Source organism: Bifidobacterium stellenboschense (assembly GCF_000741785.1).
Lineage (GTDB): Bacteria > Actinomycetota > Actinomycetes > Actinomycetales > Bifidobacteriaceae > Bifidobacterium > Bifidobacterium stellenboschense.
The window spans coordinates 128,225-142,738 of record NZ_JGZP01000016.1 but is presented as its reverse complement, the minus strand read 5'-3'; the positions used below and the strand labels follow the sequence as shown (position 1 = coordinate 142,738).

The 14,514-nt window shown below is 66.3% G+C and carries 10 protein-coding genes; 3 read left to right on the top strand and 7 right to left on the bottom strand.

Annotation, left to right across the window (positions count from 1 at the left end; all coding sequences use genetic code 11):
* The first annotated feature begins 285 nt into the window (after positions 1-285).
* Complete coding sequence (locus BSTEL_RS12210; RefSeq protein ID WP_156963247.1) at positions 286-477, top strand: hypothetical protein; 192 nt, start codon at positions 286-288, stop codon at positions 475-477.
* Positions 478-802: 325 nt separating this feature from the next.
* On the opposite strand, the gene ilvC (BSTEL_RS08690) is transcribed toward BSTEL_RS12210, so the two are convergent.
* The 5 genes from ilvC (BSTEL_RS08690) to BSTEL_RS08670 all read right to left on the bottom strand — a co-directional run bounded on the left by ilvC (BSTEL_RS08690) (position 803) and on the right by BSTEL_RS08670 (position 9,441).
* Positions 803-1,855, bottom strand: coding sequence for a ketol-acid reductoisomerase (ilvC, locus tag BSTEL_RS08690; protein ID WP_034529598.1), 1,053 nt, complete (start codon positions 1,853-1,855; stop codon positions 803-805).
* 987 nt (positions 1,856-2,842) lie between these two features.
* Positions 2,843-3,895, bottom strand: coding sequence for a ketol-acid reductoisomerase (gene ilvC, locus BSTEL_RS08685; protein ID WP_034529596.1), 1,053 nt, complete (start codon positions 3,893-3,895; stop codon positions 2,843-2,845).
* A 472-nt stretch (positions 3,896-4,367) separates the two neighbouring features.
* Complete coding sequence (locus tag BSTEL_RS08680; protein WP_034529594.1) at positions 4,368-5,732, bottom strand: MFS transporter; 1,365 nt, start codon at positions 5,730-5,732, stop codon at positions 4,368-4,370.
* Positions 5,733-6,223: 491 nt separating this feature from the next.
* Positions 6,224-7,528 carry a LacI family DNA-binding transcriptional regulator gene (locus BSTEL_RS08675; RefSeq protein WP_051922998.1) on the bottom strand — a complete coding sequence of 435 codons (1,305 nt, stop codon included), beginning with the start codon at positions 7,526-7,528 and terminating at the stop codon, positions 6,224-6,226.
* A 290-nt stretch (positions 7,529-7,818) separates the two neighbouring features.
* Positions 7,819-9,441, bottom strand: coding sequence for an MFS transporter (locus BSTEL_RS08670; protein ID WP_034529592.1), 1,623 nt, complete (start codon positions 9,439-9,441; stop codon positions 7,819-7,821).
* Positions 9,442-9,710: 269 nt separating this feature from the next.
* On the opposite strand from BSTEL_RS08670, the gene BSTEL_RS08665 reads away from it, so the two are divergent.
* Both BSTEL_RS08665 and BSTEL_RS08660 read left to right on the top strand, forming a co-directional pair.
* On the top strand, positions 9,711-11,054 hold the full coding sequence (locus BSTEL_RS08665) for an FtsX-like permease family protein (RefSeq protein WP_034529589.1): 1,344 nt from the start codon (positions 9,711-9,713) through the stop codon (positions 11,052-11,054).
* On the top strand, positions 11,051-12,379 hold the full coding sequence (locus BSTEL_RS08660; RefSeq protein WP_034529586.1) for an ATP-binding cassette domain-containing protein: 1,329 nt from the start codon (positions 11,051-11,053) through the stop codon (positions 12,377-12,379). The genes BSTEL_RS08665 and BSTEL_RS08660 overlap by 4 nt, the downstream gene beginning before the upstream one ends.
* A 307-nt stretch (positions 12,380-12,686) precedes the next feature.
* Here the strand turns inward: BSTEL_RS08660 and BSTEL_RS08655 are convergent, their stop codons facing one another.
* Positions 12,687-13,502, bottom strand: coding sequence for an HD domain-containing protein (locus BSTEL_RS08655; RefSeq protein ID WP_034529584.1), 816 nt, complete (start codon positions 13,500-13,502; stop codon positions 12,687-12,689).
* Between the two features lie 45 nt (positions 13,503-13,547).
* The gene (locus BSTEL_RS08650; RefSeq protein WP_034529582.1) at positions 13,548-14,420 is read right to left on the bottom strand and encodes a class II glutamine amidotransferase; all 873 of its coding nucleotides are present in this window, start codon (positions 14,418-14,420) and stop codon (positions 13,548-13,550) included.
* Between the last annotated feature and the right edge of the window lie 94 nt (positions 14,421-14,514).

Sequence of the window (14,514 nt, the reverse complement as noted above, 5' to 3'; positions counted from 1 at the left end):
AGCGACGGCAACGTCCACCTCAGCATCGCATGCGCGCCACCCCTGGCACGCAAACGACGCCGACAGCCATCTCAGCATCGCATGCGCGCCACCCTTGGCACAGAACCGACGCTCACGGCCATCTCAGCGTCACTTGCGCGCCACGCAATGGCCAGAGCCAACGCACATGGCACACCAACGACGCCACCGGGGATATCCCCCTCGGGCGGGGAGTTACAAGGGAACCCTCTCGCCGGCGGCACATGGGATGCCCCTCGGCGGGCGGCACATGGGAATGACCCACCAATGACCATCGAAACCGAGAAGGCTTTCGCGGGGGCTGCCGGCAAGCCTTTAATTCCCCGCCCCTATTGTCGACCGAATCCTTTTGATTCTTTTGATTTCTTTGATAACGCAACGCGAAAGGCCGCCGCTCCCGATAATGGGAACGACGGCCTATTGACTTGCTCCCATCAGCGAGGAACGACGGCTCATTGATTCGCACTCACCAGTAAGGAACCGCGGCCTATTCGTTTGCCCCGTCAATGAGGAACGACGGCCTATTGACTCACTCCCACCAGTAAGGAACTGCGGCCTATTGACCTGCTCCCGCTGGCGGGAGCTGTCCCGCGAAGCGGGGCTGAGGGTGGTGTGACGGACTGTCGTAACCACCCTCAGTCGGCCTACGACCGACAGCTCCCGCCAGCGGGAGCTGATACGAGGCGAGCGCCGAGCCGAGCTCACCAAGCCCGGCTCACCGAACTTGACGTACAAGACCCGGCTCACTGGACCCGGCATCCACCTCAGCTCACTGAGACCAAGCTCACTGAACCTGGGCGCGGGCGATCTTGCCGGTGAAGGAGTTGGCCTCGTCGGCGTCCTTCACGCCGTCCTTGTTCCAGGAGAACATGGCGCGCAGCTTCGGGCCGACGGTCTCGATGCGCTCGTTGGAGTACTTCTCCTGCAGCTCCTTGAAGTGCGGGGCGCCGGCGTCCTGGTCGTCGATGAACTCCTTGGCGAAGGAGCCATCCTGGATGCGGCCCAGGTGGTACTCCATGCGCTTGCGGCAGTCCTCGTTGATGACGGTGTTGGTGTAGTCGCCGTACTGGGCGGTGTCGGAGCAGGACCAACGGGCCTTGTTGAGGCCGCCCTCGTTCATCAGGTCGACGAGCATCTTAAGCTCGTGGCAGACCTCGAAGTAGGCGATCTCCGGCTGGTAGCCGGCGTCGGTGAGGACCTCGAAGCCCATCTCGACGAGCTTGTTCACGCCGCCCATGAGGACGTTCTGCTCGCCGAACAGATCGGTCTCGGTCTCCTCCTTGAACGTGGTCTTGATGGCGCCGGCGCGCAGGGCACCGAGGGCCTTCGCGTAGGCCAGGGTCAGCGCCCAGCCGTCGCCGCGTGGATCCTGCTCGACGGCCACGACCACCGGGACGCCACGGCCGGCCGCGTACTCACGACGCACGATGTGGCCCGGGCCCTTCGGCGCGACCATGAACACCGGGTGATCCTCGCTCGGCTTGATGTAGCCGTAGTGGATGTTGAAGCCGTGGGCGAAGGCGACGGCCGCACCCGGCTTGATGTTCGGCTCGATGTCGTCCTTCCAGATGTTGCGCTGGTACTGGTCCGGCGCGAGGATCATGATGACGTCGGCCTCGGCGGCGGCTTCCGGCACGGACTTGACCTCGAGGCCCTGCTCTTTCGCGAAGTCCACGGACTTCGAGGTGGGGCGCAGGCCGACGACGACGTCGACGCCGGAATCGCGCAGGTTCAGCGCGTGGGCGTGGCCCTGCGAGCCGTAGCCGATGATCGCGACTTTCTTGCCTTCGAGCACGGAGAGATCGCCGTCATTCTCATACCAGATCTGTGCAGCCATGGTGGCACTCCTTTACTTGCGTACCGTCACGCGGCGGTCGATGCGCCGGTCCGACGACGCCCGCCGGCATCGCCCCTGCGAGGCCGCCGTCGGTCGCGTCCGACCGGTTCGACCGTTCGTGCGAACGGCACACGGTGTCGTTATGTGGTTGCGCGTTATGCGTTGGCGCATGTTGCGCGGGTGGGTGGTCCGCCGGTCGCGCGTGCGTGAGCCGCGTGCGTTGTGCGTTGACCGGATGACCTCGATCGTGCGGGATTGTGTCCCGTGAACTGCGCTCAATCCTATCGATATTGCGGTCGGATAGTGGCCCACGTCCATGATTCGGGCCATCATCCGACCCATTCCCCCGCATCGTGGACAGCCGGGGATGTTCGCATCGCGTTGCCCCCTCGCCGACCACGGCGCAACCACAGACACAGCGCAACTTTTCCCGGAAAACAACCCTGTCACCCGGAAATCGTTGCGCTGAAACACCGCCAGCACAACTTATCCCGGGAATCATCCCCATCACCCGGGAATCCTTGCGCCCCCATTCCCCAACGCAAATTCCCAGCGCAACTTTTCCCGGGAATCACCCCTGTCATCCGGGAATTGTTGCACTGAGACCGAGTCAGCACAAGAAATCCCGGAAAACAGCCCCATCACCCGGGAATTGTTGCACTGAACCGTCACCAGCACAAGAAATCCCGGGGAACAACCTCTTCGTCCGGGAATCTTCGCACTGAGACCGAGTCAGCACAAAGATTCCCGGAATATAGGCCGACTTCCCGGGATTTATCGCGCCGAGGACGGGGACGACCGACACGGGGGCAACCGACAACGGGACAACCAACAACGGGACAACCAACAACCGCCGGCAAAGAAACGAAACCCCAAAACCGAAACAACGAAAAGGCCGCCACCCGTGGTAAACGGATGGCGGCCTTTCAGCGACCGATACGGTCACCCGGCCATGTCCTCATCGGACGGGAGCCGGGGCGGACAGGCTCACTGAACCTGGGTACGAGCGATCTTGCCGTTGAAGGACTCGGCCTCGTCCTGATCCTTGGCCGGGCCGTTGTTCCAGGAGAACATGGCGCGCAGCTTCGGGCCGACGGTCTCGAGGTGCGGGTGGGAGTACTCCTCCTGCAGCTTCTTGAACTTCGGGGCGCCGGCGGCCTGATCATCCATGAACTCCTTGGCGAAGGAGCCGTCCTGGATGCGCTTGAGCTGGTACTGCATGCGCTTCTTGGTCTCCTCGGTGATGACCGTGGAGGTGTAGTCGCCGTACTGGGCGGTGTCGGAGCAGGACCAACGGGCCTTGTTCAGACCACCCTCGTTGGCGAGGTCGACGAGCATCTTCAGCTCGTGGAAGACCTCGAAGTAGGCGATCTCCGGCTGGTAGCCGGCCTCGGTCAGCACGTCGAAGCCCATGTCGCACAGGTGGTTGATGCCGCCCATGAGGACGTCCTGCTCGCCGAACAGATCGGTCTCGGTCTCCTCGGTGAACGTGGTCTTGATGGCGCCGGCGCGCAGGGCGCCGAGGGCCTTCGCGTAGGCGAGGCACAGCGGCCAGGTCTTGCCATCCGGATCCTGCTCGACGGCGACGACGACCGGGACGCCACGGCCGGCGGCGTACTCACGACGCACGATGTGGCCCGGGCCCTTCGGGGCGACCATGAAGACCGGGTGATCCTCGGACGGCTTGATGTAGCCGTAGTGGATGTTGAAGCCGTGGGCGAAGGCCAGAGCGGCGCCCGGCTTCAGGTTCGGCTCGATGTCCTTCTTGTAGACGGCGGCCTGGTACTGATCAGGCAGCAGCACCATGACCACGTCGGCCTCGGCGACGGCCTCGGCGACCGGCTTGACCTCGAGGCCCTGCTCCTTGGCGAACTCGACGGACTTGGAGGTCGGACGCAGGCCGACGACGACGTCGACGCCGGAGTCACGCAGGTTCAGCGCGTGGGCGTGGCCCTGGGAACCGTAGCCGAGGATGGCGACCTTCTTGCCTTCGAACACGGAGAGGTCGGCGTCCTTCTCGTACCAGATAGTTGCTGCCATGATAGGCACTCCTTTATGTTGTTCAGTGTGCCGAACGAAACTGCACGTCCGACAATCGGTGAGATTGCTGACGGCCTTCGGCGAGAAGGATTGTGTCCTTGTGTCGGGGAGGTCATCGGTTCACTGGGGACTATTTCTAGTCCCGCAGTGGGCGACGCGGTCGCCCGCGTCCAAATATTGAATTGAATTTTCAGTTATGGAATCAAGCCGAAATCAAACGCGATTACAGCTGGAAAGTTTGGGGGATTCGCGTTCCCTGCGTCCCCTGTCAGGGGAGCTGGTCGGCGAAGCCGGGCTGAGGGGGAGATGCCGTCCTCGGACGACTTTTCCCCTCCCGCTGGCGGGAGGTGGCGCGAAGCGCCGGAGGGTGGTTCACGGCCCGAACGGTCCGAACAATCCGAACAATCCCGAACCGGGCCACCCCCAGTCGGCTTCGCCGCCAGCCCCCGCCAGCGGGGGCCGAAAAGGGAAATCACTTCGTGAAATCGACGTCCTTCGTCTCCTTGCAGGACAGCACGGCGACGAGGCAGCACAGGGCCATCACACCGAGGTAGATGCCGACGGAGTGGACGCCCCAGTGGGAGCTCAGCCAGGTGGCGATGGTCGGCACGAAGGCCGCGCCGACGATGGCGGCGAGGTTGTAGCCGATGCCGGAGCCGGAGTAGCGCACGTTGGCGTCGAACAGCTCGGGCAGGAACGCGCCGATCGGGCCGAACGCGGTGCCCATGAGGGCGAAGCCGACGCACAGGAACACCATGTTGGCGAAGAAGTTGCGCTGGCCGACGATCTGGCCGTTCAGGAGGAACGGGAACAGCGCGGCGAACACGACGAGCAGCACGGAGGACGTGATGATGACGCGCTTGCGGCCCCACTTGTCGGCGTTCACGCAGGAGATCACGATGAACGCGGCGAACACGCAGATGGCGATCATGAGCATGAGCAGGTACTCCTGATTGGTGAAGCCGAGGCCACCGCCGCCCTCGCCCTGCTCCTTGGTGCCCCATGCGAGGGACCAGGTGGCGAGCGTGTAGAACAGCGTGTAGGTGACGGCGACGAGGAACGTGGCCTGCAGGACCTGCTTCCAGGACTTCTTGAACACTTCGACGATCGGGGCCTTGACGACCTGCTTCTTCTCCTGGGCGAGGCGGAAGATCGGGGTCTCCTCCATGTGGACTCGCACGACGAGGCCGATGATCACGAGCACCGCGGACAGCAGGAACGGCACGCGCCAGCCCCAGGCGAGCATCGCGTCGGAGTCGTTGAAGGTCTCAAGCAGGAAGTAGGTGCCGTTGGACAGGAAGAAGCCGATCGGGGCGCCGAGCTCCGGGAAGGAGCCGTACAGGGCGCGCTTGTCCTCGGGGGCGTTCTCGGTGGCGACCAGCGCGGCGCCGGACCATTCGCCGCCCAGGCCGATGCCCTGGACGAAGCGGAGCAGGCACAGGATGGCGACGGCGAAGACGCCCGCCTGGTTGTAGGTCGGCAGGCATCCGATGAGGAACGTGCCGACGCCCATGGTCATCAGGGAGACGACCAGCGTGGTCTTGCGGCCCATGCGGTCGCCGAAGTGGCCGAACACGAGGGAGCCGAGCGGGCGGGCGATGAACGCGATGGCGAAGGTCAGCAGGCTCATCAGCAGCGCGACGGTCGGGTTGTCCTTCGCGGAGAAGAAGATGTGCGGGAAGTAGTTCGCCGCGGCGGTGCCGTAGGCGTAGAAGTCGTAGAACTCGATGGCCGTACCGACCATGGAGGCGGCGATGACGGTCTTCACGGAATCGTGGGCCATCGCCTGCAGCTTGCCTTCAGCTGCGTTTTCAGTCGTTGCCTCGACTGCACTCATGGGATTGTCTCCTGAATTGGATGGGGTTTCTCTCTCTGTTTCGCAGGAATTCCATCGCGCACCCGGATCTTGTGGATCGTGGTGGACGGGCAATGAAAAAGCCCCGCATCTCATGCAGGGCTTGAAGCAACATCAATCGCTCTCGCCCTGCCTTCGCTGACGGGGCTCAAGCTTGTAAGCCGAATCATGCCGCCAGCGAAGACGGAATAATAATTCGTGCGGACAGCAGAGCGACGTTGACGAGCGTCATAGCGGACTCATCAACGGTGGTGTCGGCAGTGTATCCAGTCATCGCGGCGGCCTCCTTTCGGTCTAGAAGTTTTCCCTCCGAGCGGTTATCGCTCGAACTGGTTCCACACCATAGGAGCGCCGTTCCGCCGCCGGCCACTGATGTTCACTATGTGAACCATGCGAATTCGTCGCATTTTCCCATCACATTCACGTAACCTGCGGGACGGTCCGCGGCCATTTACCCGGCCGCGCGGCAGCCGTCACCGCGTCGAATCGGCTTTGCGCAGGACGAGCGGCACGAGCGTGACACCGCGCTCCCCCGCGCCATCGCCATCATTGACGATCGCGCCGGCGTCACCAGCACCGTCACCACCACCGGCACCCGCGACAGCCGCGTCATCGTCACCGCGGTTACCGCCGTCACCGCCACCGCGGTTACCGCCGTCACCGCCACCGCCGATCAGCGCGATCATCCGGTCGACGATCCGCTCGGCGATCGCGCCGAAATCCTGCGCGACGGCCGTGAGCCGCACACCAGCCGCGTCGACGAGATACGTGCCGTCGTACGCGACGATCTGGAGGTCGTCGGGTACGCGGATGCCGCGCCGCGCCGCCTCCTGCACGGCGAGCGCGGCGACGACGTCGTTGCCGACGATCGCGTCGACGGGCGGCACGGCGGCGTCCGTCGCGACGGGCGCGACGCCGCCGTCACCGCCGTCGACGTTACCGGCGTCACCACCGTCGACCGCGCGTCCGCGACGGTCGAACAGGCCGCGCACGGCGGCGACGTATCCGGCGAAATCGTCGACGCCGCCCGCCTCGACGTACTCGTGCGCGATGCCGGCCGCGTCCAGCTCACGTTCCAGCGTGAGGTAGTAGCGCACGGTGGGGAACGTGGATTCCGGATGCGGCGCGGCGGACGGCGACGCGGCGGACGCGACGTCCAACGAATCGACGTCCGACGGATTACGATTGCCGTCCGACAGATCATCGTCCGACAGATCGTGGAACTGGGCGCGCGGACCGCCGACCAGCGCGACATGACGCGCGCCGGACGCTATCAGCTCGCGCGCGACGATGCGGCCGCCCTGCTCGTGGTCGGAGCGCACCGACGGCACGCCCTCGCCGAGATACCGGTCGAACGCGACGATCGGACGGTCGATCGACGTCCAATAATCGGCGGGATGGCGCGTGTGCGCGGCCATGACGATGCCGTCCATCATGTGCCGGCGCAGCATGTCGATGTACTCGGATTCGTCCTTGCCGGTGTCCGCCACCGAGCACAGGACGACGCGCATGCCGCGCGCCGAGAACCCGCGCTGCAGGGCGGCGACGAACGTGGCGAAGAACGGGTGACGGACGGTCGGCACGATCACGCCGACCATGTTGGTGCGGTCGCGGTAGAAGTTGCGTGCAAGCTCGTTGGGGATGTAGCCGAGCGCGTCCATCGCGTCCTGCACACGTTTGCGCATCTCGTCGGACACGTATCCGGTGCCGTTGACGACGAGCGACACCGTGCTCACCGAGGTTCCTGCCCGACGGGCCACGTCACGCATACCGACCATGCACCACTCCCTTTTCGCGCTATGACTTCCAGGCTTCCAGCCTCCACGGCCACCGCCCCATATACGGGACTATCGTACTTCACTCTTCCGCCCCGCCCCCGCCAGCAGAACCACGAGACCCGACCATTCCCCGCTCCCGCCGGCGGGAGCTGTCGAACGCAGTGAGACTGAGGGTGGTCCCCGACCCGCACAACCACCCCCAGTCGGCTCCGCCGACAGCCCCCGCCAGCGGGGGCCGAGTCCGTTGCTCCCTCGTTACAGCCCCCGCCAGCTGGGCCGGCGCACGCCTCCTACCTGCGCAGGAACAGCGCGGCGAGCAGCACGCACGCAATCGCGGCGGGGAACACCGCCATGTAGCCGAACGACGCCGGCGCCACGGCGACCGCACCCGAGCCCAATCCCGCGCCGAGCGCCAGGCCGAGCGGCTTCGCGTTCGCATACGCGCGCAGGTATCGTCCGGCCTCGTGCGGGTCCGGCAGCGCGTCGACGACGAGCGGCTGGACGAGCACGTCGTACAATCCGCCCGCATACCCGGCCACGAACGAGAACACCATGAGGCTGCGTTCGCCGCCGATCGTCACGATTGCGAGTCCGGCGAGCAGGCCGATCGCGTACAGCACGCACGCGCACACGACGGCCACGTGCGATCCACGCCACCACGGTCCGAATCCTTCGGCGAACTTGTCGGTGACGGCGCCGGCGGAGGTCGTCGCGAGCAGCGTGCCGGCGAACGTGGCGAGCGCGAGCAGCGCGACGAGCACGCCGGCGGGCAGCGTCATCGGCGCGGCGGTGAGCGCCGGATCGTCGCCGTACACGGCGAACCGCACGACGTACCACAGGTAGACGCCGGTCGCCGCGGACGCGGCGGTCATGAACACGCGCGAGAGGAACAGGCGACGGAACCGCGCCACGTCGGCCGTCGCGGCCGCGGTTCCGCGCGGCAGGCGCAGCGACGCCGCGTCGAGCACGTCGCGCCAGCTGAACCGCACGCGCGGCTGTTCCGCGCTGGACGGTTCGCGCGGCCACACGAGCACGGCGGCCGCGCCGGACACGGCGAACATGACGGCCGCGCACAGGAACGGGTTGAACGCGCCGAAGCCGATGGCGAGGCCGCCGACCACGCCGCCCGCCGCCTGCCCGGCGATCACGCCGATCGCGTTCCAGCGTTCCGTCTCGTCGCGGAACTTGTCGGGCACGCGTTCGGCGACGGCGGCGGCGAGCGGCGCGACGAGCATCGCGTACGTGAACTGCAGGATCGTCCACAGGATGACGATGGGGACCGTGGCGGTCGTCGCGCCGAGCGCGAGCGCGGACAGCGCGGACAGCACGCCGCCGGCGACGAGCCACGGCGTGCGGCGGCCCGCGGGGATGCGCGTGCGGTCGGACAACGCGGCGACGAGCGGCGTGAACAGGAGGCTCCACGCGGCGCCGAGGATGATCATCGCGGACAGGACGGGCGCGAGGGATCCGGCGCGCAGGGCGGCTGCCGGGTCGGCGAGTCCCATGTCGAAGCCGGCGCCGCGCGCGATCTGGTTCGGCAGGCCGACGAGGTTGACGGCGGCCCACGGCGCGGCGGCGAGGAACGAGCCGACGGCGAACCCCCACTTGAGGTGGGAGAGCTGCACGGCGTCGGGGCGTTCGCCGTCGGCGGCGACCATCGGGTCGCGCATGTCGAGGAACGATGACGCGTAGTCGGGTACGGCGGCGTCGATGCGCGCGGCGGCGACGACCGACGCGGTGCCTTCCGTCGCGAGGCGGGCGGCCTGCGCGGTCGGCTGTTCGACGGACGATTCCGGGGCGATGCGATGCGGGTCTGCGGCGAGTCGGGAGACCGAGGCCTTGTCTTCGGCGCTCAACGCCTTCTCATAGTCGGGCCGGTCGTCGATGCCCGGCCGCTTGTATGGCTCCATCATGATGGACTCCTTCCCTGTTCTTCTTATATTGTCCCACTTTCGGGGTGCCGGTTCACGAAAGCCGGTCCGTTCCCAGCCACCTCACAGCCTGAGGCAAGAGAACCCCCACATTTGCCGACGTAGTGTCTTACTGTTATAGCGAAACGTGCGCGGGCCGCGGCCATGCCCGGTCGTCCCGGGCCCGGTGCCGGTCGCCCGGCCACCCCGGCCCCGACCGGAGGCCGCCCGCCCCGCGCGCATAGGGATATAGAGGACTGGAGAAGCAGCATATGTTCGTTCTCACCAACGCCTGGCGCGCCGTGTCACGCCGCTGGGCGATCTCAGTGCTGACCGTGGTGGTCACGCTGCTCGTCTCGTTCGGCACGATCGCCTCGCTCGCGATCGTGCAGGCGAGCGACACCGCCTACGGCAGCGCCTACGATGCGCAGAACCCGAACGCGGTGCTGCGCCCGACCGCCGCCACGCAGGCCACGATGAAGTCCGACGACGCGAAGTCGACCACCTCCCGCTATCTCACGCTCACCGACTACGAGCCGTACGCGGAGAAGATGCAGGAGCAGAACCTCACGTTCACGTATTCGCTGATCTCCACGGTGCCGGTGCGTCAGTCCTCGTCGATCAAGGCGATCGCCGGCAGCGCGGGCACGGAATCCTCGGCCGACAAGACGGGCGGCGAGTTCCAATTGCGCGCCTTCTACGACGACAACGCCGTGAAGGCCAACGAGTTCGGCTCCTACCATCTGACCTCCGGCAAGAAGCTCACGTTCACCGACACGACGGCGACGGGCGCGCTGATCTCCAAGGCCGTGGCCGCGAAGAACAACCTCAAGGTGGGCGACAAGTTCAAGGTCGGCGACCCGACGGACACGTCGAAGACCTACGAGTTCACCGTGCAGGGCATCTACGAGTACGACGACGCGGCCGGCTCGAACGGCGACGGCAAGTACGCGAAGGACAACCGCGACAACGTGATCTACTCCGCCTACGCCACCACGTACACGATGGGCGTCACCAAGGAGAGCGACGATCCGAAGAACGACTGGTCGAAGCCGGATCTCGACATCGTGTTCCAGTTCTCCGATACGGCCACCTACAAGAAGTTCGTCAAGCTCGTCACGAAGGCGAAGCTGCCGAAGGGCTACGAGCTCGTCTCCCCGTCGCTCGACGAGTACGAGGCGTCGATCAAGCCGCTCGGCGACGCCGCCTCCCGCACGCGCATCGTCCTGTGGGTGGTCGCGCTCGGCGGCTGCATCGTGCTCGCGGCGCTCACCATCGCACGCACCTGGTTCGGTCGCACCGACGAGATCGGCATGGCGCTCGTCTCCGGTGTGACGAAGCCGCGCCTCGGCTGGCAGTTCATGGTCGAGACGTTCATGCTCACCGTGGTTCCGGCCGTAATCGGCCTGCTCGCCGGCGGCCTGGGCGCGGGCGCGATCGGCGCCGCGCTGGCCGACGGCAACGCCACGCCCGTCACGTCCGGCATCGTCTGGCCGTTGGTCTGGCAGTCGATCGGCGTCGTCGTCGCGCTCGCGATCGTCGCGATGCTGCGGCCGGCGACGTTCCCCAACGCGAATCTGTTCAAGGCATCGGAGATTTCGGAGGACAAGGCATGAGCGAGCAGGACATCGACAAGACCGAGCCGACCGTCGAGAAGGACGACGTCACGGCCGACGAGACGGTCATCGACGAGGCCACGGAATCCGTCGAGAAGGACGGCGTCGGCGAGACATCCGACAACGCCGTGGAATCCGACGACGAGGTCGACGACGTCGACGCGCAGCCGGTCGAGTTCAGCGTCGTCTACGACGAGGACGACGACGCGGCCGACACGTCGATCGCGTTCGCCATCGACGATCTGACGGATGCCGACGCAACGGACGATGCGGACGACGAATCGTCGGACGCCGTCGACACCGACGCAGCAGACGAGACCGTGCCGGTGTCCGTTTCCGGCGAAACGGACGCCGCGGGCGAAGCCGAGGCGACGGACGATGCCGCGGAAGGCGACGCGACCGCCGCCGAACCCGCGGAAACCGCGGAAACGACCGACACCGCCGACACCGCCGCAGACAAGGCGGCCGACGCGAATCCCAAGGAGACGAGCGCGGCGGCCACGGCGGCGAACGCGCGACGCGTCAACGAGACGCTCGCGCTGGCCGCGAAGAACCACGACGTCAGCGCGAACGCCGACCCGAACGAGATCAAGGCGTCGGCGAAGCGTTCCGAACGGGCGCTCGACCGGCAGGTCGGCGACCGCGTGCTGCTCAAGTCGTACCCGACGTTCTCGCTCAACCATGCGACCACGACGAACCGCAAGACCGGGCGCCACGTGCTCGACAACGTGTCGCTCGCCTGCTACGCGGGCTCGCTATACGCAATCCGCGTGCTGCCGGACACGGACGATCCGGAGCAGCGCGTCACGCTGATGGAGGTGCTCGGCGGCTACCAGCTGCCCACGTCCGGCACGGCGATGACGAAGAGCTCGAATCTCGCGGAACTGGAGATCAACGAGCTGCGCGGGCATCGTCTCGGCATCGTGCCGCAGCGCTACGCGGTGCGCGGCGACCTCGACGCGGAATCGAACGTGCGGTACGCGATGGACGCGTCCGGACGCACGTATCTGAAGCCGAAGCCGGTCGTCGCGCGCGAACTGCTCGACCGCGTCGGATTCTCCGAGGCGACGAGCGGGCGCCCGCTGCGCGAGCTGCCGCTCGTCGAACAGCGTCGCGTGGCGATCGCCCGCGCGATCAGCTGCGAGGCGGACGTCGTGATCCTCGACGAGCCGACGAAGGGGCTGGATGAGGGGGACGCGGCCGCGATTCTGGACCTGCTCGCCTCGATCGCGCACGCCCGCGACCCGAAGCGCGCCGTCATCATCGTCACCGCCTCCGACGAGGTCGCGCAAGCCGCCGACGAGGTATTCTCCCTCGCCGACTGAAACCAATTCGAATCGGCCCCCTCTGACGAGGGGGCTCCCGGCGAAGCCGGGTGGGGGAGAGACACCGGCCGCAGGCCGCAGGAAATAGAATCGGCCTTCGGCCGATGCAGTATCTCCCGCGCCCTGCGGCCGCTCCTCTACTCTCCCCCAGTCAGCCTTCGGCTGACAGCCCGACCGCGATTACGGGCAGCCTTCGGCTGGCCTCAAATCGGCTCGCCTGCCGGCTCGCACATCGCCTACAAACGCCTCCGGCGTTTGCTCCACGGCGATGTCCCATCAGAGGGGGCCACATGTGTAGGCACAGCCCTCACACGATGACCATGCCGTATTCCTTGGCGAGGGGGCGCACGTCGACGACGCCGTACTGGTCGAGGAGTTCCAGCCAGCGGCGCTTGTTCTCCTCGCCGAAGCGGGCCGCGCGCTTCGTGTAGCTTTCCGCGGTGACGAACTTGGCGGGCAGCGACTTGCTGTTGTACTTGTCCGCCACCATCACGGTCTCCTGTTCGAGGTTTACCGGCACGTAGTCGGCCGGCGGCAGCGGCAGCTCCTGACGGATCACGTCGTCGCGCGTGAGTCCGACGCCGGTGTGGTTGCGCGCGAACTGCGCGATCTCCTCGTCCACGCCGTTCTCCAGCAGGTACTCGTAGCCGAGCAGACCGTGCTTGATGTACTTCTTGCCGGCGAATTTCAGCGGTTCGCCGTCGGTGCCGTCATGCTTGAGCACTTTGTACGTGCCGATGTCGTGCAGCAGTCCGCCGATCGTGACCAGATGCTCGTCGATGAGCCGCGGCGGCACATGCCCGCCAGTCACTCCGTCGGACGGTGGTACGGCGAGGAGGTCACGCGCGGTTGACTCCCCGGACACACCGGTCCCGGCGGCGGCGCCCTCCCCCGCCTCGATTCCGGCGAGCACCGCCTCCGCGCCTTCCGCTGACGGCGCGGCCAGTTCCGCCGCATCCTTCGGCAGCGTGCAGCGGCGCGCGAACAGCATGTTCTGGCGATGCGCGAGCATGCGGGCGATGCGCGCGACGATCACGCAATGCGTGTGGATCAGGTCGTACGCCTCTTCGGAAGGCGCGATCTTGTGGTGAAGCTCTTCGATCTGCTCAAGCGTGGGAACCATACCGCCATTGTATGGCGGCCTCGGAACGCCTTGGCCTTCCCCCGGTCAGTCGATGGAGCGCATCGACCATTCGCCGGTGCGGTTGGAGGCGACGATCATCTGGTCGTTTTCGAGCTCCTCCCAGCCGTCGGCCTCGGTCTGGTCGAAGCCGGACGACGCGACGACGATGCCCGCGGGCGCGCCCTCTTCGTCGGTGAGCGCACGGTAGCGCATCACACGGTAGTCCTGCGCCTTCTCGCCCTGGCCGTACTGGTCGTAGATCTCGACGATGCGCGACGACGTGCGTTCGCGGCCGGCCGCGTTCAACGCGATGAACTGGTCCTGCGACTGGATCATGCAGTTGTAGCTGGAACGCGGGTACGCCTGGCGCAGCTCACGCACGGCCTGCGCCACGGCCTCGTCGAGGTCGTAGCCGAAGCCGATGTATTCGAGGATCACGGCAAAGAAAATCGCGGAGTCGGAGCGGCCGCCGGTGGACAGGAACACGCTGTGGTTCACCGGGTACTGGCGGTTCGTCACGATGTTGCGGCCGTGCGAATCGGAGATGTCGCCGTTGTGGATGAAGCTCAGTCCGTTCGCGAAGAACGGCTGCTGGTTCTCGAGGATGAGCGGCAGGTTCGAGGAGGCGAGGCGCAGATGCCACAGGCCGCCTCGCGCCGGTTCGGAGGCGAGTTCGGGGAAGACCGGGTCGAGACGCGCGGCCACGGTGGTCTTGTACAGCTTGGTGCCGGTCTCGGGGGCGGGCGCGCCGCCGTCGAGTGTGCCGGGTCGTTCGATCGGCTCGTAGAGCATCGCGCAACCCCAGCCGTCGTTGTGGATCTCGCTCATCTCACGATAGGCGTCCACACCCTCCGTGCCTAGGATTGCGTTGAGGCTCAGGTTGAACCCTGCCGTCGCGTAACCCAGTAATCTGCACATAGTTGGCTACCATAACCCGCACAGGTTTCGACGCGCGGCCATCGCTATAAGCGTTGCTTATAGGTTTCACCCAAGCCGTGCGCACGGCACCGCA